Below are 24,748 nucleotides of genomic sequence, written 5' to 3' on the forward strand. Positions count from 1 at the left end.
GTGATTTTTTCATGACAGAACACGCCATGCCCGTTGAGGCAAGTTCCGTACTCAGACCTGGTATGCCTTTGATTATAAAGTACATCGACAAAAAGGGTGATGAATGGGATTTCAAAAGCACGATACACGATATAAACTTTGAACGAGGAATAATGAAAATTGGTATGCCTAGTTATAAGGGACGTTTTGTTCCAATTGCAGCTGGAGAACCCATTCATGTCACGGCCGTAGCTGAAAAAGTCGTTTACACTTTCGACAGCAGAGTGATAAATTATGGCAGAGACGAGCAAAACTTTTTGGTGATGTACATAGCGTTCCCAAGGACAGTCAAACGCGTTCAAAGAAGAAGGTACGTCAGAATACCGTTGGTTCTAGAAGGAACGTTTAAAATACCTGGGCAAGAGGAAGTTTATAGATTTGTGACTAAAGATTTCAGTGCCGGTGGCATTTTGATGTGTACAAAGCAGCTTTTACAGGTAGGTCAACCTATTTTGATAACCCTTGACCTTGGCTCAATCAAACTTGAAGATCAAAAAGCCCAAGTGGTTAGATACGTGGGAAAAAATGATGTCACTGGGCTGCACGAATACGGTGTACAATTCTTAGAGGTACCGCCGCAACTTGAGAAAGCCTTGGTTGTTTACGTTTTCCAACAAGAATTGAAGATGAGGAAAGCTTCAGGAAGGGAGGATTGACATGGAACTCACGGAAAGACAATTGGACCTTTTGAAAGAGATAGGGAATATAGGAACTGGGAACGCGGCAACTGCCTTGTCAACTTTGGTCAACAAGAAGGTGGAAATATCGGTTCCAAGCGCTCAAGTTGTGCCAATATCAAAACTTCTTTTCATGTTTGAAAATCCGGAAGATATTGTTGTAGGAGTAAGGATGAGCGTGTCTGGGGATTTGAAAATGGATGTACTTTTGATCCTGGATAGGCCGACCACAAGAAGGATAATAACAGATTTGCTTGGTAATCCTTGTGAAGATATAACCCAGCTTGACGAGTTAACCGCATCGGCTTTAAAGGAAATAGGAAATATAATGTGTGGTTCTTACATAACCGCGCTTGCAGAATTCACGGAATTCTACCTTGACCCAACTCCCCCAGAGCTTACTATAGACATGCTTGCAGCTATAGTTGCCGAAGCAGTTTTGGAAAGGTATTATGAATTCGAAGAAAACGTTGTAGTAGTTGAAACGCAAATAAGTATGGAAGGCGTGCAATCGATAACTTCTTACATGTTCTTGATTCCCGGAAAGGATTGCCTTGATAAGATCTTCAAGAAGGTGGGAATAGCATGACAAGGAAAGTGATAATTGGTATAGGCGAAATAGCAATAGAAAGTAATCCTTGTGTGCTTGTGACACTTGGACTTGGGTCTTGCGTTGGCGTGTGCATGAGAGACCCTGTTGCTAAAATTGGAGGAATGGCTCATGTAATGCTTCCAGAAAGTCCTGGTAAGGATGTCAAAACACCCGGAAAGTATGCGGATACCGCTGTGGACTATTTGGTGGAGAAACTCGTCGAAAGGGGAGCTGTGAAATCCAGACTGGAAGCAAAGATAGCCGGAGGAGCTTCGATGTTTGAGTCAGGTTCAATGAACATCGGCCAAAGAAACGTTGAGGCAGTTAAAAATCGATTGAAATTTCACGGTATACCGTTGAAAGCCGAGGACACAGGTGGCAACCGTGCAAGGAGTATTGAATACAACATAGAGACTGGTAAGCTTCTTATCAGAAAAGTTGGAGGAGGAGAAACTGTTCAAATCATCGAAATATAACAAGAAAGGTGAAATGTCGTGTTCAAGCAAGACGAAGAGAAGATAATCAAAGAAATGCTGCCAATGGTGAAGATGATAGCACTTGATTTGAAAAACAACCTTCCAAAAAACGTTGAACTGGACGATTTGATACAGGAAGGAGTTCTCGCTTTAATTGCGGCAATAAGAAGGTACGACCCGAAGAAAGGTGTAAACATCCACAGATATGCAATAAAAAGAGTCAAGGGGGCAATGTACGATTATCTCAGAAAGATAGATTGGATGCCAAGAAATCTTAGAAGAAACATAAAAGAAGTGGAAAAGGCCATTTACGAACTTGAGCCAAGCTTGGGGCGTTTTCCAACGATTGAGGAAATTTCGATGTACACTGGTTTGACGACAGCGGAAGTGAAAAGAGCCTTAGATGAAATGGTTAGAAAACAGTTTCTAATGCTTGATCAATATTTGTACGACGAGGAAACGTTTTTGGATCAACTTAAAGACGACGACGAACCGTTTAAGCAAGCTCAGAGGGAAATTTTGCTTGAAGATCTTACCCAAGCTATATCGAGGCTTGATCCAAAGGAACAACTGGTTCTTTCCTTGAGATTTGAACAAGATCTTTCTTTGAAAGAAATAGGTCTAATAATAGGAGCAAGTGAATCGCGAGTTTCGCAAATAATTTCTTCGGCGTTGATAAAGATAAAGAACTTTTTGATGGGTGGAGAGCATGATAACTCCGGTGGATCTTCAGGTAGTGATAGTGAGGGGAAATGAATTATCACAAAATGCTGCGCAGGTTTTGAATGCGCATTCTGTTGTGCTACAACTTTTACAATCGGAATTGATTAGAAAATCTCAACAAGAGACAAAACAAGTTAATCCTGAAAATAAAATCGAAGACAAGCTGGTTAAATCCTCCGTTGAAGAGGAAGCAAAAAGAGGCAGTTATCAGATGAACTACAGCCGTCGCCAAAAAATCATCGAACCTTTGAAAGAAGAAAGCAAAGGCTGCATTTTGGATGTGAGACTATGATTGGTTACATTTCCACCAAAAAGATAGATGAAAAATACGTTGGAGGGCTTTTGATCGTTGATCAAGCCGGAATTCCTTTGGAATTCAAATATACAGAGCCTGTGATTCCAACTCAGCTACAAAAAATACTTTACGGAAAGTCCCTCGAAACGTATCTCTACGTTGAAGTCATAGGAAAAAATTTGCTTAAAAAAGCCGAGAACAAGTGTGAATTTTATTTCACCGATACCCCCATATTAGTTGATTGTGCAGAAAATGTTTTCTTCATCACTTACCATCCCTCAATTGTTGAAGAGGTTCAAAAAATTTCTGCCGAGGAATGTGTAATTCCAGCTCAAAGTGGTTCAATAAAAGTCTCGGCGGCGAAAGAGATCAAGCAGGAAACTTTGGAAAAATTGGTAAAAATGCTTGAAGAAATCGATGTCATGGAACCTTTTCAAAGGCTTCAGAAGGCGCTTGAATACGTATGCAGATCATCCGCTGGTTGATTGAAAGCTTGAAAATGGAACTTGGCCTTTTGAAGGTAAATACGGTTGATTTACATGTGGATTTGCCAGATGTGCACGTTGAGAAAACCCAGGCAAACGTTATTGATCGAACTGAACGAATTGAGAATCAAGTTAGGTTTTTGGACGAAAGCTTCCAACTGGTCGTTAAAAAATTTGCAAAGCCGGAAAATGACTTACGCATCGTTTCCTTTGAACTTGGTTCTAACAACGTGGCGGTAAAAGAAATAAAACTTTCCACCACAATGGTTAGCTGTTTACTTTTCAACGACAAAAGATTTTCCAGCGCTGTTAAAGAGGTAAAAGGTTTAAGTTGTACAAGTGTTTTTTCCATCCAACCACTGCACTGTAACATTTCGAGTCGAGATTTGCCGGTGCTCAAAGTAGCAAGGTTTAAGCCGATTGCTTTACCAAAGGATGAAAGAGTGATCAAAGCGATTGTGAAAGTGATTTCAAAAGAAAAAATTCCACAGCAATTCAAGTTTGTCGGATTTTACAAATCTGTACCAATTCAAAGCGCAAAGAAAGTTCTTACGATAAACGATGAGTTGCTAATCGAATTGAGTGATAAGACATCTAAAAGGATGGATGTTCTAGTTTTTAAAAATGGCCAAGAGTACAGGTTTGTGGTTTTCTCACTCAAGGAACTGATGAAGAATCTTTAAAACTTCCTGTGGTTCAACGCCGTAGATCAGTAGGCAATCTTCTTTTTCGTTGTAAATGTGCTTTTTGTTCAATTTTATTTGTTTTAAAGCCGATGCACCCGTTATTTTCAAAGTTTCGCCATCGTAGCTTATCTTTTTCAAGCCAACTTTATGTGACAAAATGCGTATTTTAAACAAATCCAGCAAGAGGTTTACCTGCTGTGGTATTTTACCAAATCTATCCAAAAGTTCGTTTCTTACTTCTTCAATTTCCTTCAAATCTCTGCATGCTGCAAGTTTCCTATAAAGTCTCATTCTTTCCATCGGATTTGCAACGTAACTTTCTGGTATCACAAGTTCACCAGGTATGCCCTCTATTTCCACATCGATTCTGTTTTCTTCCTCTAGAACAGGTTCATAAGTTTGCAACGATAAAGCTTGCTTGATTTCACGATTTAATATTTCAAGGTAAAGGCTCAGTCCAACTGAATTGATGTTACCATGCTGTTCAAAACCGAAGATAGAACCAATACCTCTCATTTGCATGTCCAACATGGCGAGTTGCAAACCACTACCAGCCCCTTTAAAAGCTTCCAAAGCTTTGAGCCTGTATTTTGCGCTTGGACTTGGTTCAACATCGTACAAAAAATAGGCAAACCCCCTTTTGTCACTTCTTCCAACTCTTCCTCTTAGCTGATAAAGTTGTGCTATTCCGTATCTGTAAGAGTCGTCTACTATCAAAGTGTTGGCTGTTGGTACGTCCACACCGTTTTCTATTATCGATGTGCAAACTATCATGTCAACTTCGTGCTCGTAGAACATCCTAACTGCTTTTGAAAGTTTTGAACTGCTCATTTGACCATGTGCCATGACCATCTTGACTTCTGGAATGAGTTCTTGAAGATGTCTGAATATCCTTTCCAAATCGTTTACTCTGTTGTGAACGTAGATCACTTGGCCACCGCGGTTGACTTCTCTAAGAACAGCACTTCTGACCAAAAGATCGTTGTACTTACCCACGTAGGTTATAACTGGAAGTCTTCCTTGAGGAGGAGTGTTCAAAACACTCAAATCCTTCATGCCAGACAAAGCCATGTGCAGGGTTCTTGGAATTGGGGTAGCACTCATTGAAATTATATTCACGTTCAACCTCATCTTTTTGAATTTTTCCTTCTGCTCAACTCCGAAATTTTGTTCTTCATCTATTATCACAAGACCAAGGTCGAAAAATTTCACCTTGTCTGAAAGCAAAGAATGAGTTCCAACTATGACGTCTATTTTCCCACTTTTAAGGTCAAAAAGGATTTGCTTCCTTTCCTTTTGACTTATCGTTCTATCGAGAAGCTTTACTGAGACGCTGAATTTTTCCATTCTGGATTTAAAAGTTTCGTAGTGCTGCCTGGCCAAAACCGTCGTTGGTGCAAGAACTGCAACTTGCTTACCGGAAACAACGCAACGAAATGCCGCTCGCAAAGCTACCTCTGTTTTACCAAAGCCTGCATCGCCACAGATCAAACGATCTGCAGGTTTATCACTTGCAAGATCTTCAAGAACTTCTTCGATGGCTTTCATTTGGTCTTCGGTTTCCACGTATGGGAAAGTTTTTGCGAATTCGGTTTCCAAATCTGGGTCACCTTTCAAACTCAAACCTGTCACTTGTTGCCTTTTAAAGTAAAGTTCCACAAGTTCTTGTATTTTTTCACGAACATCCTTTTTAACCTTTTCCAACCTTTTGTTCCAAGTAGAGAGACGAATTTTGTCTATTTTGACCTTACCTTTGTCGCCTATGTACTTTTGAACTCGATCCAACCTTTCGACGGGAACGTAAACCGTTGAATCCTCATATTTGATGCAAAGGTACTCTTTTGTCCCAAATACGTTTGAAATTCTTCTCACACCTTCAAAGATTCCTATTCCATAATCGACATGAACAACGTAATCTCCTTCGACAAGTTCTTCCTCGTCAACCACTGGGATTTGACTAACTGCGGAGGTTTGGATTTTGACCGTTTTCAATTTGTCAAGATCTGCTTCGACGAAAATAGGATTTGATATTTTTTCTAGGATTTGGGAAAGCGGCACTTGCGAATAAAGCTGGTATTCCTCCATTTGTTGATCGGTTAGTATTTCTCTTATTTCCTTTTCGCGCTTTACATACTCCTCCTGGCACTTTTTGTAATTTACAAAAACAACCTCAAATTTGGCGTAATCAAGTATGGTGGAATTTGACATTGCCTTGCCGGGGATTGTATCAAGATCGTGGTTTTCGCTGATATATTCTCTGACTGGTAAAATTGTGACTTCCTTGATCGAATCTATCGATCTTTGTGTTGCAGGATCGAAGATTCTAATGCTCTCTACCTTTCTTCCAAAAAATTCCACGCGCACTGGGATGTTTTGAAGTGGCCCGAAAAAATCCAGTATGTCACCTCTGATCGCGTATTCACCACCACTTCTAACAAGGAAAGTTCTTTCGTATCCCATTAAGTACAACAGTTTTTCGAAGTCGATTTCTTTCAACTCTTGCCCGATGGTTATTTGAAAACAGTGTTTTCTCAACACCTCAGGTGAGAGAGTTTTTCTTGTGATTGCGTGCAAAGTTGAAACAACTTTTGCCTTTTGGAAAAACAATATTTTCCAAAGAGTTTTGATTCTGGCAGAACGAACAAAGAAAGAGACGTCAACATTCTCAAAAGGAAAAACATCGTGGGATGGAAAGTAATCAAAACCAAAGTGGTCAGCAAGTTTTTGTGCATCGTATTCGGTTGGTACAACTATGAGAATGCAATCTGACTGAAGATCTTCAAAAAGCTTATCCAGCGTCAATTTCATATCCTACCACTTGAAAGGTTCTAAGCCTATTGTTGGTGGATTTTATCCATTCTGCCTTCAAAGGCACGGCAAAATCTCTTTGAATGAACCCCATGAAGATGTCTTGTCTTGCCTTTTCGTCGTTGTATATGCCCGGATTTGCCAAGATTCTCAGCTTAATTGGCTGTTTTACGACATGGATTTCATCGATACAATTTATCTTGAGTCTTTCTATCAGCTTTTGTTCGTATTCCAATGGTAAAAACGGTTGAACGTTCACCAAAGCTATGTTTTTCGAAAGTGGTCCAATTATTTTTACGTTTGCAAGCTCAGCCTTATATCCAATTTCATCCAGGAACGAAAGTAAAATTTCGTTTGATTCCCAAACTGCTCGCCCGTGAAAGTTAGGATTTATGAGCATTTTTAAAAGGTGTTTCATCTTGCAGCCTTCTCTGAAAGATGATTCTCCTGCTTTTGCAACAGGAATTTGGAAAAGCTTCACCATTTTTCTTATTTCATCTTTGCGCAAATCAAACAGCGGTGAATATAATCGACCAAAGAATTTCAAGCCGGTAAGTCCCCAGCTATCAGATTTGTTCGCACCGGTTGCAACAACTGAGCTTGGAAAAGCTTCCAAAACGCTACCAAGTTTTGCTTCTCGCGTGCAGGCGTTACAGTTTGGACCATACCTCAGTATTTTTCTTTGTTTCTTTGTCCCATCTATGATGATGTGTTTTAAACCAAGTTTTTGGGCATTAAGCTTCGCTTGTTCGCGTATCTTGGTGTATGTTGCAGGTCCGAAATCAACGGTTGCAAGAATCACCCTGTCAGGTCCAAGAGCTTCTTTTGCAAGGTAAGCAACCAAGCTGCTGTCTTCTCCACCAGAAAAGGCTACGACCAAACCTTGAGAAAAGTTTTGTTTTATTTCGTTTATTATGATTTCTGCAAGCGTTTGAATTCGACCTTCACAAAGTCCTTGCATAGCTCCACCACAGCGTAGTTGCCACTTTCGCCTAAGGAACCGGGGTTTACAAACGTAGTACCCGACAGCTTTGAATGATCAGTTTCGTGGGTGTGACCGTAAAAAATGATCTGAGGTTTGGGACTAAAAAGGTTTAGAATTTTTTCCCTAAGTCCAAAGGGAGGTCCCCAACCGTGACACAAACCTATCGTGTATCCCATCAAGTTTATCGTCAAGGTTGCAGGTAAATATTCCTTAACATCTGGATAATCCATGTTGCCGTGAACACCGTAAAATTGCTTTGAAAACTTTTTCAAAACCAAAACGGTATCCAAATCAACGTAATCTCCTAATCCAATAACGCAATCAAAATTTGGAAGTTGTTCGATCAGTTCTTCAGGAAAACTTGAAAGTCTCACAGGGATGTGTAGATCTGAAACCAAAAGAATTTTCACGTTTTATTCATCCTCTCAAAAACAATCGATGCTGCTCCAAGTATTCCTGCGTCTTTTCCAAGCTTGCTGAGCTTTATTTCAAAGGTGCCCAACATGCTTGGTAAAACGTGGTCTTTAACTTTTTCAGCGACGGGTTTTAACAACTTTTCACCTGCGTTTGAAATACCACCACCGAGTATCACCAATTGGGGGTTGAAAATGTTTACAAAACTTCCTATTGCAACGGCTAAAGCGTCGGTTAAAAGGGAAATTATACTTTTTGCAAACTCATCGCCTTGCTCGGCACATCGAAAGATATCCTCAGGGGAAACTTCGCTTGGCTTTTTTCCGTGGAAAAGCAGTGAGTCTTTGTGCCTTTCGTATCCTTCTTGAACAAATCTTTTTAAAGCCGTGGCTGATGCAAAAGCTTCTAGACATCCTTTTGCACCGCAACCACAGGTAGGACCGTTGGGCATAACCGTGACATGGCCTAATTCTGCTCCTATGCCACTGCTACCTCTAAGAAGAATCCCATGAGTTATAACTCCTCCACCAACACCTGTTCCAAGCGTTAAGCAAACTATGTGATCGTATCCTTTTCCCACACCAAACGTATGTTCACCTAAAGCATAAGCGTTTGCATCGTTTTCGACATAGACTTTCAAACCAGTTTCAAGTGATAGCTTTTCTGCCAGCGGAAAATCATGCCAACCAGGAAAATTGGGGGAAAATCTAACAACTCCTAACTTATGGTCAATACTTCCAGGACATCCAACTCCTATTGCTTCAACTTCGTAGTTTGAAAGAACGTTTTTCACCGCTTGATTTAAACGCTTTATCACAGCATCAGGACCTTCTTGCACCAGCGTTTTGCCTTGTTCTTTTGCCAGAATTTTACCTTGTTCGTCAACAACACCAACCGCAAAGTTCGTTCCACCCAGGTCTATTCCGATAACCTTCAACTGTTTTACCTCCCTCAATATTTTACTTTTTGTTGGTCGATGAGTGCAAGGAAATCTTCGTTCGATTTTGTTTCCTGAAGTTTTCTGAGTATCAGCGTTAATCCTTCTTCTTCAGTCATGTTGCTCAACATTCTTCTAAGAATCCAAACTTTCTTCAAAGTGCTTTCATCAAGAAGGAGTTCTTCTTTTCTTGTTCCAGAGAGTTGCAAGTTGACCGCTGGAAAAATCCTTTTGTTCGCAAGTTGTCTTGAAAGAACCAATTCCATGTTACCAGTACCTTTGAACTCTTCAAATATGACCTCGTCCATTTTTGATCCAGTTTCAATGAGAGCAGTTGCTATAATTGTTAAACTACCACCTTCTCTGGTATTTCTAGCTGCACCAAAGAAATGTTTTGGCTTGTACAAAGCAGCTGGATCAACTCCACCACTGAGGAGTTTTCCACTTGGAGGAACTTGAATGTTGTAAACTCTAGCTAACCTTGTCAAGCTGTCTAGGAGTATTACAACGTGATAACCACATTCTACCAATCTTTTTGCCATTTCCAGCGTTAATTCAGCAACCTTGATTTGCTTGTCGGGCGGCATGTCAAAAGGAGCAGCTATAACTTTTGCATCAACGGATTCTCTGATATCTGTAACTTCTTCAGGTCTTTCATCTATAAGAAGAACTATTCTGTAAGTGTCAGGATGGTTGTGAGCTATTCCGTTTGCTATTTCTTTGAGTAAAGTCGTTTTTCCAGCTTTTGGTGGAGCTACTATCATTCCCCTCTGACCTTTCCCTATTGGAGCGAATAAATCTATAACTCTTGTCGAAAGAATGTGAGGTTCTGTTTCTAGGATAAACCTTTCTCTTGGATAATCCGGTGTGAGGTTTTCAAAGTTAATTCTTTCGCTGGTCAGTTCCGGTGGCTTGTAGTTCACCGCTTCGATCTTTATCATCGCAAAGTATTTTTCTCCCTCTTTTGGAGGACGTATGACACCAGAGATTATGTCTCCTGTGTTCAGGTTGAATTTTCTTATCTGCGATTGGGATATGTATATATCGTTGGCGCTTGGCAGAAGGTTGTTGCCACTTCTTAGAAATCCGTAACCTTCTGGAAGTATTTCAAGCACACCTTCTCCAAAGAAATAACCATGTTGTTTGGCTTGGGCTTCAAGGATTGCAAAGATCAAGTCCCTTTTTGCCATGCTGGTGTAACGTGGTATGTCGAATTGCTTGGCGAGATTGTAAAGTTCCTTAACTGTCATTTTTTCAAGATCAGCAATACTTATGGTATTTTGTTCCTTTTGTTGATCGTTGTTATTCATAAATTGGTACACCTCCACAAAACGATTGCAGGCTGAGAAATGTTCATTGATGATAACAAGAGGGGGATAACACAACAAAAAAGATGAGTAAAACTCTTCGCTAAAGATTTAACCAGATAACTATGAAAATGTCAAGTTTGAAAAGGGAAAATGTCCCCTCCGTGAGGAGGGGATATTTTAGATTTTACTCTTCTTTAGAGGTCACGATTTGAATCAGAGCCATTTCTGCGGCGTCTCCTCTTCTTGTTCCAATTCTTACTATCCTTGTGAATCCACTTGTTCTGCCAACTTCTTTCGCTATTTCATCCACAAGTTTGTTCACAAGTCTTCTGTCCTGCAGATGACGGTATATTTGCCTTCTGAGTGCAACTTGGGTTGCTTTATCGCTGGCTTGGTTAGCCTTTATTGCCTTTGTCATGAGTTTTTCAAAGTATATTCTTACCACCTTCGCTTTTTTGACCGTTGTAATGATGCTTCCGTGTTCTATCAATTCTCTCATTTGGTTTCTGATTATCGATAGGCCATGGCTTTTATAATGTCCTATTTTGGTTCTAAGCATTCTGTGCCTCATTGAGAATCTCCTCCCTTCCTGAGGGTCAGTCCAAATTTTTCCATGAGTTTTTGTTTGATTTCCTCCAAGGATTTTGGACCCAAATTCTTGATTTTTAAAAGATCCTCTTCAGTTCTTTTTAGAAGATCTCCGATTGTTTCTATCTTATCTCTTCTCAAACAGTTTAGAGATCTTATCGAAAGCTCAAGTTCTTCGATTTTTCTAGAGTAAATGGCCTCTTCTTCTGATGTTGTTTGCTCAACCTTTGCTTCTTCTTGAGAAATCGGTACAAACTCCCCGCTGAAAGCCGTAAATTCTTCTGGTAAACTATCAGAGATTATCTGTAAGTGGTTCATCAAAATTTTCACAGCTTGTTTCAACGCCTCGTTTGGAAAGATGTTTTTCTTGGTCCAGATTTCAAGTATGAGCTTGTCGTAGTCAGTCCTCTTTTCTACTCTTGCACTTTCAACTGTGAAGTTTACCTTTACAACGGGCGAGAAAACGCCATCTATGGTTATCCATCCTATCTCTTGGTTTTCCTCCATAAGATCTATGGCTGGTACAAAGCCTTTTCCAGGTTGCGCGTACAATTCGAAGAACAGGTCTGCTTCCTCATCCAAAGTCGCTATCTTCAGAGAAGGATTTACCACCTCTATTCCAGCAGGGGTTTTGATATCTCCAGCTGTTAAAATCCCTGGGCCTTTCTTTTCAACTTGCATTCTTATTTTATCCTGTACGGTGATTTCTGCTCTCAGCTGAACCTTTTTGAGATTCAGTATTATTTCAAGAATGTCTTCCTTAACACCAGGCAAAGTGTCGAATTCATGATATTTTTCTGGTTTTATGAATCTCAAACCAGTGATCGCAATGGAAGGTATCGATGAGAGCAAAACTCTTCTCAAAGCATTTCCTATAGTTGTTCCATATCCTTTTTCAAGTGGAGAAAGCACATACCTTCCGTAATAGTATTCTCCTTCGGATCTTTCTTCTTCCACTCTCAACTTTTTTGGAATAACGTATTCCAGTTTCATAGGTATCACCTCGAGTAGAACTCAACAACTGCTTGCATATCTGCTGGCAGATCGGTGACTTCCTCCAACTTTGGATACCTTAGGAAAGTTCCTTTTAGATTTTCAAAATCAGTTTCAACCCATGGTACTCTGGTTCTATCTTTTGTAAGTTCGACAACTTGTCTGACAACAGCAAGTGATTTGTCCTTCAGTTCAACAACATCACCAGGTTTCAAAAGCATAGAAGGTATGTTGACTTTCTTGCCGTTGACTAAAAAGTGCCCGTGGTTGACCAGTTGGCGTGCCTGTCTTCGGTTTATGGCAAAGCCAAGCCTATAAACAACGTTGTCCAAACGAGATTCCAAAAGTCTCACAAGATTTTCACGTGTATCTCCAGGCATCTTCAAAGCTTTTTCGAAGTATCGCTTGAACTGTCTTTCGAGTATTCCGTAGATCCTCTTGACTATCTGTTTTGAGCGCAGTTGTAAACCATATTGTGAAAGTTTTCCACGGTTTCTACCGTGCATTCCAGGTGCATAAGGTCTTCTTTCAAAAGCACAACGATCTGTGAAACATCTTTCACCTTTTAGATAAAGCTTCATTCCTTCTCTGCGGCAAAGGCGGCAAAGTGGGCCTGTATATCTTGCCATTCAAATTTCCCTCCTTTAAACTCTTCGCTTCTTCTTTGGTCGACAGCCGTTGAATGGTATTGGAGTTACGTCTTTGATGTTATCGATCTCTAAACCAGCAGCTTGAAGCGTTCTTATGGCTGCCTCTCTACCAGGTCCTGGGCCTTTGACCAATATGTCAACTTTCTTGATTCCAAGCCTGAGGGCTTCTTTGGCGACTTTGTCTGCGGCAAGCTGTGCAGCGTAAGGTGTCCCTTTCCTTGTTCCCTCAAATCCAGCTGTTCCACTGCTTGCCCAATAGAGCGTGTTACCAGCTGTATCTGTTAAAGTTATTATCGTGTTGTTGAAAGTGGATTTTATATGAACTATCGCTCGTTCAGATACTGCTCGTCTGCGCTTTTTGCTTTCCGATTTTCTGGCCATACACCTTTCTCCTCCCTAAAATTATTCTTCCTTTTTCTTCTTCGTTTTGATTCTGCTTGGTCTTGGACCTTTCCTGGTTCTGGCGTTATGTCTTGTGCTTTGACCTCGTACTGGTAAACCAAGCTTATGTCTAACTCCGCGGTAACAACCAATGTCTATCAAACGTTTTATGTTGCGACTAACTTCAGCCCTCAACTCTCCCTCAACTTTGAAGTGATCTTGTATGTACTTTGTTATTTTGTTAACTTCTTCATCCGTTAAATCCTTGACGCGTTTATCAGGGTCTACACCGGCGTTTCTGAGTATCTCAAGTGCTCGGCTTCTGCCAATTCCGTAAATATAGGTCAAAGCAACGAAACATTTCTTGTTGCTTGGTAACTCCACACCCATTATACGAGCCATCTAGTTCCCTCCTTGATATTGCCAATTGTTAACCCTGTCTTTGGTTGTGTTTTGGATTGGCTTTACATATAACCATGACTTTGCCACGTCTTCTAATGATCTGACAGTGTTCGCATCTCTTCTTAACAGAAGATCTAACTTTCATACTTTATCCACTCCTTTCACTCTTCATCTTCGTCTTCTTCTCTTTTACCCAATTGTTTGCGATAGACAATTCTACCTTTTGAAAGATCGTATATCGAAAGTTCCACAACTACCCTGTCTCCGGGTACCAAACGTATGAAATTTTTTCGCATTCTACCTGAAATTTGAGCCAAAACTTCTTTGCCGTTGTCAAGCTTTACCAAAAATGTTGCGTTTCTTCTTGCTTCAACTATTGTTCCTTCCATCTTTACAACATCGTCTTTCGGCAAGTAAAATCACCTCTCACCATGGTGTTAAAATCTCAGCGCAATCTTTTCTAACAACCACGGTGTGTTCGAAATGAGCGCTTCTTTTACCGTCAGCCATGACTACTGTCCAACCATCGTCCAAAAGCTTTGTCTCATAACTTCCCTCACATGCCATGACCTCTATGGCAAGCGTCATACCATCCAGTAAGATTCTTCCTGTTCCAGGTTGACCGTAATTGGGTATCTCTGGTTCTTCGTGAAGTTGTCTACCTATACCATGTCCAACATAGTCTCTCAAAACATTGAAACCATAAGCTTCAACAGTGCTTTGTATTGCATGTGAAATATCTCCGATCCTTGCACCAGCTTTGACGACATCCAAAGCTTTAAACAAAGCAAGTTTTGTGACTTCTACCAGTTTTAAACCAACCTCATCGCATTCACCAACTATGTAAGTCACAGCGGCATCACCGTAATAGTTGTTGTAAACCGCTCCTACGTCTATTGACACTATATCGCCCTTTTTGAAGACCTTGGTTTTGAGTGGTGCCCCATGCAGTATTTCATGATTTACGGAAACACATGTTGCGTATTTGTATCCTCTGTAACCTTTAAAAGCTGGTTTGACGTTCAACTGTTTGAGCCTTTCAAGGACGTACCTTTCAATATCATACGCATTGTTTCCTTCTTGCACAAGGTTTTTGAGTTCTTTTAACACAGTTGCAACCGCTTCGCATGCAATTCTCATATCTGCGATTTCTTTTTCTGATTTAATCCTTACCACTTTTTCTCACCTTTTCAAGAACTTCAAGTGCGTTTTTTATAAGTTCTTCGTGTTCACAGTCGGAATTAATTTTGAAAAGAATCCCACGCTTTTCGTAGAAATTGACAAGCGGTTCTGTAGCTTGAATGTAGACTTTGTATCTGTTTCTGACAACTTCTTCTTTGTCGTCATCTCGGGTTATAAGCCTTTCTCCACAGTCGTCGCATGTTTCGTCGAATTTTGGAGGCATGGATACCATGTTGTAAATTTTACCACACTTTGGGCATATACGCCTGTTTGTAAGTCTTTTTACAACGGCATCTTCACTGATTTGAAGATACAAGACAGCGTCTATGTTTTTTCCTAAAGCTGAAAGTTCTTTCTCCAAAAATTCTGCTTGAGCTATGGTGCGTGGATAGCCGTCCAAGATGAAACCACTTTTACAATCTTCTTTTCTAAGCCTTTCTGCAACCACTTGGTTGACGATTTCATCAGGTACAAGCTTACCTGCTGTTAAAATTTCACGAACCATTTTGCCAAGTTCTGTGCCAGCAGCCACGGCTTCCCTAAAAAGATCACCTGTAGAGATATGGGGTATGTTAAATTCCTTACAAAGATCCTTGGCGAGCGTACCCTTTCCCGCACCTGGGGGACCAAGCAAAATGATTCTCATACTATATTTTCCCCTTCTTTATGAATCCTTCATAATGTCTCATTATCATGTGAGCTTCCATTTGTTGTACAACATCCAAAGCAACACCAACTGCTATGAGGGTTGATGTTCCGCCTATCACTATGTCAACCTTTGAAACTGCTTGGACAAAATGTGGGAGCAAAGCAATTATAACCAAGAATACCGCTCCCATGAAAGTAACTTTGTTTACGATTTTTTGGATGTACTCTTCCGTTGGCTTCCCTGGTCTTATACCAGGTATGAATCCACCGTATTTTTTGATGTTTTCAGCCACTTCGTGCGGGTCGAAGACTATTACGCTGTAGAAATACGTGAAAAAGAAAACTAGCAAACCATAAAGGATCACGTAAAATGGACTCGTCGCGCCAAAAATTTTTTGCAAGGCCGTCCATCCGGTCATTTGAGCAATCGCAGCGGGTATCATAACGATCGCGCTTGCGAAGATTATTGGAATGACCCCAGCCTGGTTGACCTTAACAGGTATATAAGTTGATGCTCCACCGTAGACTCTACGACCAGTTATTCTTGTGGCGTATTGAATGGAAATCCTGCGCTCAGCTTGTTGAACGTAGATGATGCCAGCAACTGTTACCAAAGCAATGGTTATCAAGAAGATCCAACCGAAAAGGTCTAACCTTCCAAGCAGAATTCTACCGAAATAGTTTGGATATCTTGCAACGATGCCTGCAAAGATTATGATCGATATACCATTTCCAATACCTCTTTCAGTTATCCTATCGCCAAGCCAAAGCAAAAACATCGTTCCGCTCAACATTGTGATTGTTGCAACCATAACAAAAACCATCGGATGAAGTCCATAGGCAACTATGTCTGGGCTTTGCCTAACCAAACTGAAGGATACAACAAAGGATTGGAATGCACCAAGAATTACTGTCAGATTTCTTGTGTACCTTGCAAATTTCTTTCTGCCTTCTTCTCCCTCTCTGAGCATTTCTCGCAGGCTTGGTATCACCGAGGACAGAAGTTGTAGAACAATTGAAGCGTTTATGTATGGGGTAACGCTCATGGCGAAGATCGAAAAGTTTTCCAAAGCACCTCCGGTGAAAACATCATAAAAGCTAATTATTCCACCGATCGCGCCTTCTCCAAATCTTTTGAAAGCCTCCGCCCATGCTATTATGTTGATACCGGGTATTGGTATGTATATTCCTAGTCTGAATACAATCAAAGCGGCTATGGTGAATAGAATCCTATCCCTCAATTCTTTTATCTTAAATGCGTTTTTCAAAGCTTGCCACACCTAAATCACCTCAGCTTTGCCACCTACGGCTTCTATTGCCTTCTTTGCTTTCTCGCTGAACGCATGGGCTCTGACTATGAGAGGCTTTGTCAAATCGCCATCTCCGAGTATTTTAACGCCATCTTTGATCTTCTTGATTATCCCCATTTCCAAAAGGCGTTCAGGAGTGACTTCTTCATTTGCTTGGAACTTTTCCTCCAAAGTTTTGAGATTAACTATAGCATATTCCTTATGTGTGAAGCTTTTGAAACCAATTTTTGGCAACCTTCTATGCAAAGGTGTTTGACCACCTTCGAACCAGGGATGCACTTTACCTGTACCGCGTGCTTTTTGTCCCTTGTGACCTCTTCCGCATGTTCTTCCATGACCAGAACTTTTTCCTCTTCCGACTCTTTTTCTTTCTTTAACAGCACCCGGTGTTGGTCTGAGATCCTCCAACCTCATTGCCATCTGTTATTCCCCCTTCTCTATTTCTCTGACTCTCACCAGATGCTTAATCTTTTCTATCATCCCTCTGATTTGTGGAGTATCATCTTTAACAACTTTGTCACGTATTTTCCTAAGTCCCAGGGCTTTAACTGTGCTTCTTTGATCGGGTTTATAACCAATAGGACTTTTCACAAGTTCTATCTCGAGCTTAGCCATTTTTACGACCTCCCTGGCCATACAATACTTGACTTATTGAAACATCCCTAAGTTTTGCTGCTTTATCTGGTGGCACCAAGTTTTGCAAAGCTTTAATCGTGGCAATTGCCAGGTTAACAGGATTCGTTGAACCGAGAGATTTAGTCAAAGCATTTCGTACTCCGGCAAGCTCAAGAACTGCTCTTACGACTGCTCCAGCGATTATTCCAGTACCAGGTGCAGCAGGTTTTATCAAAACTCTTGAGGCATCCTGCTTTGCTTCTGTCTCGTGTGGAATTGTGTGTTTGTAAAGAGGAACTTCTATCATTGAAGCTTTTGCAGCTGCGATGGCTTTCTTTATGGCATCTGGTACTTCCCTAGCTTTTCCTATTCCTATTCCCACTTTCCCTTTTCTGTTTCCAACAACGGCAAGGACTCTAAAACTAAGAGTCTTTCCACCCTTGGTAACTTTTGCTGTTCTTCTTATTTCAACTATTCTTTCTTCTATTTCAGACGATTCTTGTCTTTCAATTTCTTCTTCAAGAATTTGCTCCATGCTCAACCACCCTCCTTAGAACTTCAAGCCGGCTTCTCTTGCCGCGTCGGCAAGAGCTTTAACTCTGCCATGGAATTTGAAACCCCCGCGATCGAAAACCACTTGGGTGATACCCTTTGCAAGAGCTCTTTGAGCTATGAGTTTACCAACTTCTCTTGCAGCTTCTATGTTGTAAGTTTTCTTGAGCTTTCCAGCCAGTTCTCGGTCCAAAGTAGAAGCTGCCACAAGAGTGTGACCAATTGTATCATCGATGATTTGAGCATAAATGTGCTTTTCACTTCTGTAAACGCACAACCTAGGTCTTTCAGGAGTACCGAATATTTTCTTTCTAATTCTCAAATGTCTCTTTTTTCTTTTGAGTTTTCTATCTTCCTTCTTGATCACTTTCTCATGCCTCCTTTAAGCTTTCTTACCTTCTTTACGTCTTATGACTTCACCTTTGTACATGATACCCTTACCGGTGTAAACGTTCGGTTCTCTGACTTTTCTGATTTCTGCAGCAAATTGTCCAACTTTTTGTTTATCTGCTCCTCTGACTATTATTGACGTAGGTGTGGGAGTTTCAACAGAAAGACCTTCTGGTACTTCCATCACAACTGGGTGTGTGTAACCAACTTGGAGTGTCAATTTTTTGCCTTGAACCTGTGCTCTGTAACCAACTCCAACTATTTCCAGTTGTTTTTCGTAGCCTTGAGTTACTCCTATTACCATGTTTCGGATCAAAGCCCAATAGGTACCCTGGTGCATTTTCAAAGTTTTTCTCATTGATCTTCTCACCAAGGCAGCTTCGTTTTGTTTGACGTAAATTTTTCCATCCTCAACGCTGACGACTACATATGGAGACAAAGTTTGTTCAAGGGTTCCTTTTGGGCCCTTTACAATTACTTTATTTTCAATCAGTTGAACTTGAACGTTCGGTGGAATCACAATGGGTCTTTTAGCCAGCTTTGACATGGTTGCTTACCTCCTTACCATACGTAGGCTATGACTTCTCCGCCTACTCCAAGAGCGCGTGCTTCCTTGTCCGTAAGTACTCCTTTGGATGTTGTGAGTATGGCAATGCCTATGCCGTTTTTTACTTTCGGTATCTCATCTTTGCCAACGTATATTCTTCTACCAGGTTTTGAAACCCTAACGATACCTTTGATAACCCGCTCGCGATTTTTCCTTTGACCTTTATATTTCAACTGAATTCTGAGTATACCTTGTTTTCCATCTTCAATGTATTTGAAGTCTTGTATAAAACCTTCACGTTTGAGAATTTCACAAATAGCTTTTTTCAAATTTGAAGCCGGAACATCCACAAAGTCTTTCATTGCTGCGTTTGCATTTCTGATGCGAGTTAGCATATCGGCTATTGGGTCACTCCACATCGCTTTCCCTCCCTTTTTACCAGCTGGCTTTCTTGACACCAGGGAGTTTTCCTTCCAGTGCCATTTTTCTGAAGCAAACCCTGCACAAGTTGAATTCTCTGTAAACTGATCTAGCTCTTCCACAGATTTTGCATCTTGTGTATTCTCTTACCTTGAACTTCTTGGGTTTTTTCCATCTTTCGATAAGCGCTTTTCTTGGCATTGTATACCTCCTCTCACTTTCTGAAGGGCAGTCCAAGTAATTCCAAAAGCCTGCGGGCTTCCTCGTCGGTCTTTGCCGTTGTGACTATTGTTATGTCCATACCTTGGGCTCTGGGGGATTGATCTGGAGTAATCTCTGGAAAGACGTATTGTTCGGTCAACCCAAAGGAATAGTTTCCACGTCCGTCAAAAGAATTTGGATTCAGTCCTCTGAAGTCTCTAACTTTTGGAAGAACTATGTTAGCCAATTTGTACAAAAAGTTCCACATTCTCACGCCACGTAGAGTTACTTTCAAACCAATACTCATTCCTTTTCTAATCTTGAAGTTTGAAATGCTCTTTTTTGCCTTGGTTATAACTGGTCTTTGACCTGTTATTGCCGCAAGCTCCTGCAAATGTCTGTTGAGCAAGTCAGGATTCCTTGCTCCTTCTCCGATTCCCATGTTTATAACTATTTTCTCGATTTTTGGAACTTGATGGATATTTTTGTAATTGAACTCTTTCATCAAGGTTGGTACTACTTCATTCAAGTACTTGTCTTTCAGTGGAACATAATTGTTGCCCATTTTTGAATTCCTCCTCACGCTTTGTCAATTATTTCGCCACACTTTTTGCAAACTCTCACTTTTCTTCCATCTTCTAGGAATTTCATACCTACGCGTGTTGGCTTATCGCAGTTTGGACAAACAAGCATGACTTTGCAAGCGTAAATTGGGGCTTCCCTTTCTATTATTCCACCTTCGCGAAGCTGTGGAATCGGTCTTTGGTGCTTTTTCACTATATTTACACCTTGGACGATTACCTTTCCTTCCTTTGGTAAAGCAGCCAATATTTTACCACGTTTGCCTTTGTCTTTACCGGAAATAACTTCTACAAGATCTCCTTTTTTAATCTTCAACTTCATAGCTCTTACCACCTTTCAGCAAAACAAATTTTATAAAACCTCTGGGGCAAGAGAAACTATTTTCATGAAGCCTTTCTCGCGTATTTCACGAGCCACAGGCCCAAAGACTCTTGTTCCTCTTGGTTCATTGAACTTGTCGAGCACCACTGCTGCGTTGTCATCGAACCTTATGTATGTACCGTCTGGTCTTCTAATTGTCTTTTTGGTTCGCACGATGACAGCTCTAACGATTTCGCCTTTCTTTATACCCGTGTTTGGTACGACTTCTCTAACGGAACAAACCACTATATCCCCTACGGTTCCGTACTTTTTGTGGAAACCGCCTAAAACGTGTATAACTCTCAATTTTTTTGCTCCAGAGTTGTCGGCAACATCCAAATACGTTTCCTTTTGAATCATACTTCCTCACCCTCCTCGGGCACTTGCGAAGCTATTTTTTCTTCATGTCCGAGAATTCTTACCAGTCTCCATCTTTTTGTCTTGCTCAAAGGCCGGCATTCTTCTATCTCAACTATGTCCCCAACTTTGCATTGATTAAATTCATCGTGTGCGTGATATTTTTTAGATCTTTCTATGGTTTTCTTGTACAAAGGATGCTGAAATTTTCTTGTGACTTTAACTACGATTGTTTTGTCCATTTTATCGCTGACAACAACCCCAATCAACCTTTTTCTCGGCATAATTTTTACCTCCTTATACCAAGCTCTCTTTCACGAAGAATTGTCTTGATCCTTGCTATATCCCTTCTGACTTCCTTCAAAAGGGCTGTATTTCTCAACTGACCCATTGCATGTTGAAATCTCAATTCCATGAATTGTTTTTTCTTTTCTTCCAGCAATTTTTTGAGTTCTTCATCTGTGTAATTTCTCAATTCCTTTGCTTTCATGCCGGCTCACCCCCGAGTGGGTTTCTGGCAACTATTTTTGTGGGGATCGGCAATTTTGAAGCTGCGTATTGCAATGCCTCTTTGGCTGTTTGTTCGTCTACACCTGCAACTTCGAAAATAATTTTGCCAGGTTTGACGACGCTGACCCATCCTTCAACGTTTCCCTTTCCTTTACCCATCCTGCTTTCAGCCGGCTTTTTGGTGTACGGTTTATCCGGAAACACTCTGATCCAAATCTTACCTGATTTTTTCAGATACCTCATTATGGCAAGCCTTCCTGCTTCTATTTGTTGAGATGTTATCCAAGCCGGAGCGAGGGCTTTTAATCCCCATTCTCCAAAGGCAACAGTTGTTCCACCTTTTGCTTCGCCTTTCATTCTTCCGCGTTGCTGTTTTCTGTATTTAACCCTTTTTGGCATCAGCATGGTATCAAAACCTCCTTGTGTCAGGTCTGAACATCACCTTTGTAAATCCAAACTTTAACTCCTATGGTTCCATATTTTGTTTTTGCTATCGCTGTACCGTAGTCGATAATCGCCTTGACTTTTTGCAAAGGCAAGCGGCCACTTAGGTACCATTCTCTTCTGGCTATTTCAGCACCAGCAAGTCTTCCAGCAACCATAACTTTGATCCCAAGAGCACCTTTTCTTAGCGCGTCAGAGATGGCTCTTTTCATAGCTCTTTTGTAAGAAGCTCTTTTTTCTATTCTCGATGCCAAAGTTTCTGCAACCAATCTTGCATCAGTCTCGGGCGTCTTAACCTCTTCAACGTTTATCACGACACGTCTATTTAAAAGCTTTTCAAGATCTTCTCTGAACTTTCCGATTTCCGCCCCTTTCTTGCCTATGATCATACCTGGGCGGGCAGTTTTTATGGTGATCGTTACTGCTTCATTTCCAGCTCTTTCTATGAAGACTTCACTTATGCCAGCTTGACCATAAGTCTTTTTAACAATCTCCCTTATTTTTTCGTCTTCCAGCAACCAAGAAGCGTAGTCTTTCTCGTTGAACCATTGTGCTTGCCAATCTGCACTTATACCAAGCCTAAATCCCCTGGGATGTACTTTCTGACCCACCGTATCACCTCTCTTAAGCTTTTGTTTCAATAGGTTTGAGTTTCACAGTTATGTGGCACATTCGCTTTTGAATTATATCAGCTCTTCCGCGACCACGGTACCATATTCTCTTCAAACGTGGACCATCATTCACAACACAATGTGAGATATAAAGAGAGCTTACATCGAGTTTTGCGTTGTTTTCGGCATTTGCAATGGCAGACTGTAAAACTTTTTCAACTAACCTTGCGGCTTTTTTTGGTGACATTTGAAGAATTTGTAGTGCTTCAGCTACGGTTTTGCCTCTTATTGCGTTGATTACGCACCTTGCCTTTCTAGGTGATAGTCTTAAATATTTTCCGGTTGCGCTAACTTCAATAGGTTTTTGCTGGTTTTGTTCTTCTTGTCTTTTTTGGACAGATCTCTTTGGTCTTTTTTTGTCCGTTTCATTGGACATGATTTCTTACCCCCTTACTTAACTTGACCTTTCGTCGCGGCTTTTTTATCGGCGTGTCCACCGAACCTTCTGGTAAGAGCAAATTCTCCAAGTCTATGTCCAACCATATTTTCGGTTATATAAACAGGTATGTGTTTCAAACCGTTGTGTACAGCTATCGTATGTCCAACCATTTCTGGCACGATTGTAGAAGCTCTACTCCAAGTTTTTATGATCTTTTTCTCCCCTGTCTCGTTCAGTATCCTTATTTTTTTCAAAAGTTTTGGATCGACATAAGGGCCCTTTTTCTTGGAACGAGCCATTCATTCCACACCTCCTTATGTTTCGTTGCGTCTTCTGACTATGAACTTGTCTGATGGTCTCTTACCACGTCTAGTCTTGTAACCCTTCGTTGGAATACCCCAAGGAGTAACTGGGTGTTGTCCTTTTCCTCTACCTTCTCCTCCACCCATTGGGTGATCGACAGGGTTCATAACCATACCTCTAACATGAGGTCTTCGACCTTTCCAACGAGGTCTTCCAGCTTTTCCATCTACTTCGTTTTTGTGATCTTCGTTGCCCACAACACCAATCGTGGCATAGCATTTGATGTGAATCTTTCGTAGCTCTCCCGATGGCATTCTAAGAAGTGCATAATCTCCTTCCTTTGCCATGACTTGGCAATATGTACCGGCTGCCCTGGCAATTTTTCCACCAGAACCAGGTCTAAATTCAACGTTGTGAACGAGAGTACCAAGTGGAATTTTTTCAAGTGGCAGAGCATTTCCCGGTTTTATCTCAGCATCAGGACCACTCATGACAATGTCTCCAACCTGAAGGCCATTTGGAGCCAAAATATAGCGTCTCTCGCCATCGGCGTAAAGCAAAAGGGCAATTCTAGCTGTTCTATTCGGATCGTACTCTATTGCTTCCACTCTGGCGGGAATTCCTATTTTATCGCGTTTGAAGTCGATGATTCTGTACATTCGTTTATGTCCGCCGCCTCGAAATCTTACGGTTATGCGACCATGATGATTTCTTCCACCTGTTTTCTTCAAAGGTACTATAAGGGATTTTTCGGGCTCGGTTTTGGTTATTTCGGAAAAGTCAGGTATTACCATGAACCTTCTACCAGGTGTGACGGGTTTGAATTTCTTAAGACCCATGTTTTTTCACCTCTCTCATTGTTGACCTTCCAGTTCCTTAATTGTATAGCCTTCTTCAAGTGTAACTACGGCTTTTTTCCATGATCTTGTTTTACCCTCAAACAGTCCCCTTCTTTTCGGTTTTGGTTTCACGTTTGAAACGTTTACGCTTTTGACTTTAACGTTGAAAATGGTTTCAACAGCTTGTTTTATCATACTTTTGTTGGCAGAAGGATGGACCTCAAAGACATACTTGTTCTGTGCCCTAAGGTTCATGCTCTTTTCTGTAATTATTGGTCTGATGATGACATCGTAGACAGTTAGTTTTTCAGTTTTCATTTGAGCACCTCCTCGATTTTCACTACCGTGTCCCATGCTAGGACCAATTTGTCGTGGTTCATTATATCGTATACGTTCAGACCATCTATTCGAATGGCTCTTTCATCTTCGCGCCTTGCCCCAGGATTATCAGCGATGATGACTTTGACGGTTTCTAAGTTCCTGGCGGAAAGCTTCACGTTTTCATACTCTGGATTTTTCCAAGGTAGAACAATTAAAACCTTTTGTCCGTCTAAACCAAGGTTTTTAAGTATTCCTATCATTTCTTTAGTCGAAGGTTTCTCAAGTTTTATATCATCGACGACGATTAGGTTACCTTCCCTAAATCTTTGTGATAAAGCGGATCTCAAAGCAAGCTTTTTCATCTTCTTTGGAAGTTTCTTGCTCCAATCTCTTGGTTTTGGACCATGTGCCACTCCACCGTGGCGCCATATTGGTGATCTAATGGAACCGTGTCTAGCCCTTCCCGTATGTTTCTGTGGCCAAGGTTTGCGGCCACCTCCGCTGACTTCGCCGCGGGTTTTTGTACTGGCAGTACCAGCTCTGCGCAAGGATAATTGATAATCAACGTACCGCCACATTACGTCGTAATTAGGATCAATGTTGAAAACTTCATCGCTGATTTCTCTTGTTCCGATTTTCTGTCCTTTCACGTTGTACAGGTCTATTACAGCCATAT

At 41.0% G+C, this 24,748-nt stretch carries 41 protein-coding genes; 7 read left to right on the forward strand and 34 right to left on the reverse strand.

Annotated features, from left to right (window positions below; translation table 11 throughout):
- Positions 1-11 precede the first annotated feature (11 nt).
- The 7 genes from THETH_RS03555 to THETH_RS03585 are packed head-to-tail and all read left to right on the forward strand — an operon-like array spanning position 12 to position 3,970.
- Positions 12-695, forward strand: coding sequence for a flagellar brake protein (locus THETH_RS03555; RefSeq protein WP_013932010.1), 684 nt, complete (start codon positions 12-14; stop codon positions 693-695).
- 1 nt (position 696) lies between these two features.
- Positions 697-1,305 carry a CheY-P phosphatase CheC gene (cheC, locus tag THETH_RS03560; protein WP_013932011.1) on the forward strand — a complete coding sequence of 203 codons (609 nt, stop codon included), beginning with the start codon at positions 697-699 and terminating at the stop codon, positions 1,303-1,305.
- On the forward strand, positions 1,302-1,784 hold the full coding sequence (gene cheD / locus THETH_RS03565) for a chemoreceptor glutamine deamidase/glutamate methylesterase CheD (RefSeq protein ID WP_013932012.1): 483 nt from the start codon (positions 1,302-1,304) through the stop codon (positions 1,782-1,784). Before cheC ends, cheD begins: the two co-directional genes overlap by 4 nt.
- 18 nt (positions 1,785-1,802) lie before the next feature.
- Complete coding sequence (locus tag THETH_RS03570) at positions 1,803-2,540, forward strand: sigma-70 family RNA polymerase sigma factor (protein WP_013932013.1); 738 nt, start codon at positions 1,803-1,805, stop codon at positions 2,538-2,540.
- Positions 2,527-2,799, forward strand: coding sequence for a hypothetical protein (locus tag THETH_RS03575; protein ID WP_211205279.1), 273 nt, complete (start codon positions 2,527-2,529; stop codon positions 2,797-2,799). Before THETH_RS03570 ends, THETH_RS03575 begins: the two co-directional genes overlap by 14 nt.
- On the forward strand, positions 2,796-3,287 hold the full coding sequence (locus THETH_RS03580; RefSeq protein WP_013932015.1) for a hypothetical protein: 492 nt from the start codon (positions 2,796-2,798) through the stop codon (positions 3,285-3,287). The genes THETH_RS03575 and THETH_RS03580 overlap by 4 nt, the downstream gene beginning before the upstream one ends.
- On the forward strand, positions 3,266-3,970 hold the full coding sequence (locus THETH_RS03585) for a hypothetical protein (RefSeq protein WP_013932016.1): 705 nt from the start codon (positions 3,266-3,268) through the stop codon (positions 3,968-3,970). Before THETH_RS03580 ends, THETH_RS03585 begins: the two co-directional genes overlap by 22 nt.
- On the opposite strand, the gene THETH_RS03590 is transcribed toward THETH_RS03585, so the two are convergent.
- The 34 genes from THETH_RS03590 to rplD all read right to left on the reverse strand — a co-directional run bounded on the left by THETH_RS03590 (position 3,941) and on the right by rplD (position 24,746).
- Positions 3,941-6,781 carry a DEAD/DEAH box helicase gene (locus tag THETH_RS03590; protein WP_052295963.1) on the reverse strand — a complete coding sequence of 947 codons (2,841 nt, stop codon included), beginning with the start codon at positions 6,779-6,781 and terminating at the stop codon, positions 3,941-3,943. The two genes, THETH_RS03585 and THETH_RS03590, sit on opposite strands and share 30 nt — an antisense overlap.
- Entirely contained in the window at positions 6,762-7,742 is a 981-nt protein-coding gene (locus tag THETH_RS03595) for an adenine nucleotide alpha-hydrolase family protein (protein WP_013932018.1), read from the reverse strand. The genes THETH_RS03590 and THETH_RS03595 overlap by 20 nt, the downstream gene beginning before the upstream one ends.
- Entirely contained in the window at positions 7,694-8,176 is a 483-nt protein-coding gene (locus THETH_RS03600; protein WP_013932019.1) for a metallophosphoesterase family protein, read from the reverse strand. Before THETH_RS03600 ends, THETH_RS03595 begins: the two co-directional genes overlap by 49 nt.
- Positions 8,173-9,117 (reverse strand): ROK family protein, encoded by a 945-nt coding sequence (locus tag THETH_RS03605; RefSeq protein ID WP_013932020.1) that lies wholly within the window; start codon positions 9,115-9,117, stop codon positions 8,173-8,175. Before THETH_RS03605 ends, THETH_RS03600 begins: the two co-directional genes overlap by 4 nt.
- Before the next feature lie 14 nt (positions 9,118-9,131).
- On the reverse strand, positions 9,132-10,427 hold the full coding sequence (rho, locus tag THETH_RS03610) for a transcription termination factor Rho (RefSeq protein ID WP_013932021.1): 1,296 nt from the start codon (positions 10,425-10,427) through the stop codon (positions 9,132-9,134).
- 184 nt (positions 10,428-10,611) lie between these two features.
- On the reverse strand, positions 10,612-10,998 hold the full coding sequence (gene rplQ / locus THETH_RS03615) for a 50S ribosomal protein L17 (protein WP_013932022.1): 387 nt from the start codon (positions 10,996-10,998) through the stop codon (positions 10,612-10,614).
- Positions 10,995-12,008: a DNA-directed RNA polymerase subunit alpha gene (locus tag THETH_RS03620; RefSeq protein ID WP_013932023.1), complete on the reverse strand. Its 1,014-nt coding sequence runs from the start codon at positions 12,006-12,008 to the stop codon at positions 10,995-10,997. Before THETH_RS03620 ends, rplQ begins: the two co-directional genes overlap by 4 nt.
- Before the next feature lie 5 nt (positions 12,009-12,013).
- On the reverse strand, positions 12,014-12,637 hold the full coding sequence (gene rpsD, locus THETH_RS03625) for a 30S ribosomal protein S4 (protein ID WP_013932024.1): 624 nt from the start codon (positions 12,635-12,637) through the stop codon (positions 12,014-12,016).
- A 15-nt stretch (positions 12,638-12,652) separates the two neighbouring features.
- Positions 12,653-13,039: a 30S ribosomal protein S11 gene (gene rpsK / locus THETH_RS03630; RefSeq protein ID WP_013932025.1), complete on the reverse strand. Its 387-nt coding sequence runs from the start codon at positions 13,037-13,039 to the stop codon at positions 12,653-12,655.
- A gap of 21 nt (positions 13,040-13,060) precedes the next feature.
- Positions 13,061-13,441 carry a 30S ribosomal protein S13 gene (gene rpsM / locus THETH_RS03635; RefSeq protein WP_013932026.1) on the reverse strand — a complete coding sequence of 127 codons (381 nt, stop codon included), beginning with the start codon at positions 13,439-13,441 and terminating at the stop codon, positions 13,061-13,063.
- 28 nt (positions 13,442-13,469) lie between these two features.
- Complete coding sequence (gene rpmJ / locus THETH_RS10480) at positions 13,470-13,586, reverse strand: 50S ribosomal protein L36 (protein WP_013932027.1); 117 nt, start codon at positions 13,584-13,586, stop codon at positions 13,470-13,472.
- Positions 13,587-13,602: 16 nt separating this feature from the next.
- Positions 13,603-13,854 (reverse strand): translation initiation factor IF-1, encoded by a 252-nt coding sequence (gene infA / locus THETH_RS03640; RefSeq protein WP_013932028.1) that lies wholly within the window; start codon positions 13,852-13,854, stop codon positions 13,603-13,605.
- 13 nt (positions 13,855-13,867) lie between these two features.
- The gene (gene map / locus THETH_RS03645; protein WP_013932029.1) at positions 13,868-14,617 is read right to left on the reverse strand and encodes a type I methionyl aminopeptidase; all 750 of its coding nucleotides are present in this window, start codon (positions 14,615-14,617) and stop codon (positions 13,868-13,870) included.
- Complete coding sequence (locus tag THETH_RS03650) at positions 14,604-15,269, reverse strand: adenylate kinase (protein WP_013932030.1); 666 nt, start codon at positions 15,267-15,269, stop codon at positions 14,604-14,606. The genes map and THETH_RS03650 overlap by 14 nt, the downstream gene beginning before the upstream one ends.
- A 1-nt stretch (position 15,270) precedes the next feature.
- Positions 15,271-16,551, reverse strand: coding sequence for a preprotein translocase subunit SecY (gene secY, locus THETH_RS03655; protein WP_013932031.1), 1,281 nt, complete (start codon positions 16,549-16,551; stop codon positions 15,271-15,273).
- The gene (rplO, locus tag THETH_RS03660; protein WP_041446557.1) at positions 16,552-16,995 is read right to left on the reverse strand and encodes a 50S ribosomal protein L15; all 444 of its coding nucleotides are present in this window, start codon (positions 16,993-16,995) and stop codon (positions 16,552-16,554) included.
- Between the two features lie 9 nt (positions 16,996-17,004).
- Complete coding sequence (gene rpmD / locus THETH_RS03665; protein WP_013932033.1) at positions 17,005-17,196, reverse strand: 50S ribosomal protein L30; 192 nt, start codon at positions 17,194-17,196, stop codon at positions 17,005-17,007.
- Positions 17,189-17,731 carry a 30S ribosomal protein S5 gene (gene rpsE / locus THETH_RS03670; protein ID WP_013932034.1) on the reverse strand — a complete coding sequence of 181 codons (543 nt, stop codon included), beginning with the start codon at positions 17,729-17,731 and terminating at the stop codon, positions 17,189-17,191. Before rpsE ends, rpmD begins: the two co-directional genes overlap by 8 nt.
- A 15-nt stretch (positions 17,732-17,746) precedes the next feature.
- Entirely contained in the window at positions 17,747-18,115 is a 369-nt protein-coding gene (gene rplR, locus THETH_RS03675; protein WP_013932035.1) for a 50S ribosomal protein L18, read from the reverse strand.
- 15 nt (positions 18,116-18,130) lie between these two features.
- Positions 18,131-18,685, reverse strand: a complete 555-nt coding sequence (gene rplF / locus THETH_RS03680; protein ID WP_013932036.1) for a 50S ribosomal protein L6 — start codon at positions 18,683-18,685, stop codon at positions 18,131-18,133.
- A gap of 14 nt (positions 18,686-18,699) precedes the next feature.
- Complete coding sequence (gene rpsH / locus THETH_RS03685) at positions 18,700-19,104, reverse strand: 30S ribosomal protein S8 (RefSeq protein WP_013932037.1); 405 nt, start codon at positions 19,102-19,104, stop codon at positions 18,700-18,702.
- A gap of 16 nt (positions 19,105-19,120) precedes the next feature.
- Positions 19,121-19,306 carry a type Z 30S ribosomal protein S14 gene (locus THETH_RS03690; RefSeq protein WP_013932038.1) on the reverse strand — a complete coding sequence of 62 codons (186 nt, stop codon included), beginning with the start codon at positions 19,304-19,306 and terminating at the stop codon, positions 19,121-19,123.
- Between the two features lie 13 nt (positions 19,307-19,319).
- Positions 19,320-19,871 (reverse strand): 50S ribosomal protein L5, encoded by a 552-nt coding sequence (gene rplE / locus THETH_RS03695; RefSeq protein WP_013932039.1) that lies wholly within the window; start codon positions 19,869-19,871, stop codon positions 19,320-19,322.
- Positions 19,872-19,885: 14 nt separating this feature from the next.
- Positions 19,886-20,209 (reverse strand): 50S ribosomal protein L24, encoded by a 324-nt coding sequence (rplX, locus tag THETH_RS03700; protein WP_013932040.1) that lies wholly within the window; start codon positions 20,207-20,209, stop codon positions 19,886-19,888.
- A 30-nt stretch (positions 20,210-20,239) separates the two neighbouring features.
- On the reverse strand, positions 20,240-20,608 hold the full coding sequence (rplN, locus tag THETH_RS03705) for a 50S ribosomal protein L14 (protein WP_013932041.1): 369 nt from the start codon (positions 20,606-20,608) through the stop codon (positions 20,240-20,242).
- A complete protein-coding gene (rpsQ, locus tag THETH_RS03710; RefSeq protein WP_013932042.1) occupies positions 20,605-20,889 on the reverse strand; it encodes a 30S ribosomal protein S17 in 285 nt (94 codons plus the stop codon). Before rpsQ ends, rplN begins: the two co-directional genes overlap by 4 nt.
- Before the next feature lie 5 nt (positions 20,890-20,894).
- Positions 20,895-21,095 carry a 50S ribosomal protein L29 gene (gene rpmC, locus THETH_RS03715; RefSeq protein ID WP_013932043.1) on the reverse strand — a complete coding sequence of 67 codons (201 nt, stop codon included), beginning with the start codon at positions 21,093-21,095 and terminating at the stop codon, positions 20,895-20,897.
- On the reverse strand, positions 21,092-21,520 hold the full coding sequence (gene rplP / locus THETH_RS03720; protein ID WP_013932044.1) for a 50S ribosomal protein L16: 429 nt from the start codon (positions 21,518-21,520) through the stop codon (positions 21,092-21,094). Before rplP ends, rpmC begins: the two co-directional genes overlap by 4 nt.
- Positions 21,521-21,540: 20 nt before the next feature.
- Positions 21,541-22,170: a 30S ribosomal protein S3 gene (rpsC, locus tag THETH_RS03725; protein ID WP_013932045.1), complete on the reverse strand. Its 630-nt coding sequence runs from the start codon at positions 22,168-22,170 to the stop codon at positions 21,541-21,543.
- 13 nt (positions 22,171-22,183) lie between these two features.
- The gene (gene rplV, locus THETH_RS03730) at positions 22,184-22,606 is read right to left on the reverse strand and encodes a 50S ribosomal protein L22 (RefSeq protein WP_013932046.1); all 423 of its coding nucleotides are present in this window, start codon (positions 22,604-22,606) and stop codon (positions 22,184-22,186) included.
- Positions 22,607-22,620: 14 nt separating this feature from the next.
- Positions 22,621-22,908: a 30S ribosomal protein S19 gene (rpsS, locus tag THETH_RS03735; RefSeq protein ID WP_013932047.1), complete on the reverse strand. Its 288-nt coding sequence runs from the start codon at positions 22,906-22,908 to the stop codon at positions 22,621-22,623.
- A gap of 15 nt (positions 22,909-22,923) precedes the next feature.
- Positions 22,924-23,751 carry a 50S ribosomal protein L2 gene (gene rplB / locus THETH_RS03740; protein ID WP_013932048.1) on the reverse strand — a complete coding sequence of 276 codons (828 nt, stop codon included), beginning with the start codon at positions 23,749-23,751 and terminating at the stop codon, positions 22,924-22,926.
- A gap of 15 nt (positions 23,752-23,766) precedes the next feature.
- The gene (gene rplW, locus THETH_RS03745) at positions 23,767-24,069 is read right to left on the reverse strand and encodes a 50S ribosomal protein L23 (RefSeq protein ID WP_013932049.1); all 303 of its coding nucleotides are present in this window, start codon (positions 24,067-24,069) and stop codon (positions 23,767-23,769) included.
- Positions 24,066-24,746, reverse strand: coding sequence for a 50S ribosomal protein L4 (gene rplD, locus THETH_RS03750; RefSeq protein WP_013932050.1), 681 nt, complete (start codon positions 24,744-24,746; stop codon positions 24,066-24,068). The genes rplW and rplD overlap by 4 nt, the downstream gene beginning before the upstream one ends.
- Positions 24,747-24,748 lie beyond the last annotated feature (2 nt).

Source organism: Pseudothermotoga thermarum DSM 5069 (genome assembly GCF_000217815.1).
Lineage (GTDB): Bacteria > Thermotogota > Thermotogae > Thermotogales > DSM-5069 > Pseudothermotoga > Pseudothermotoga thermarum.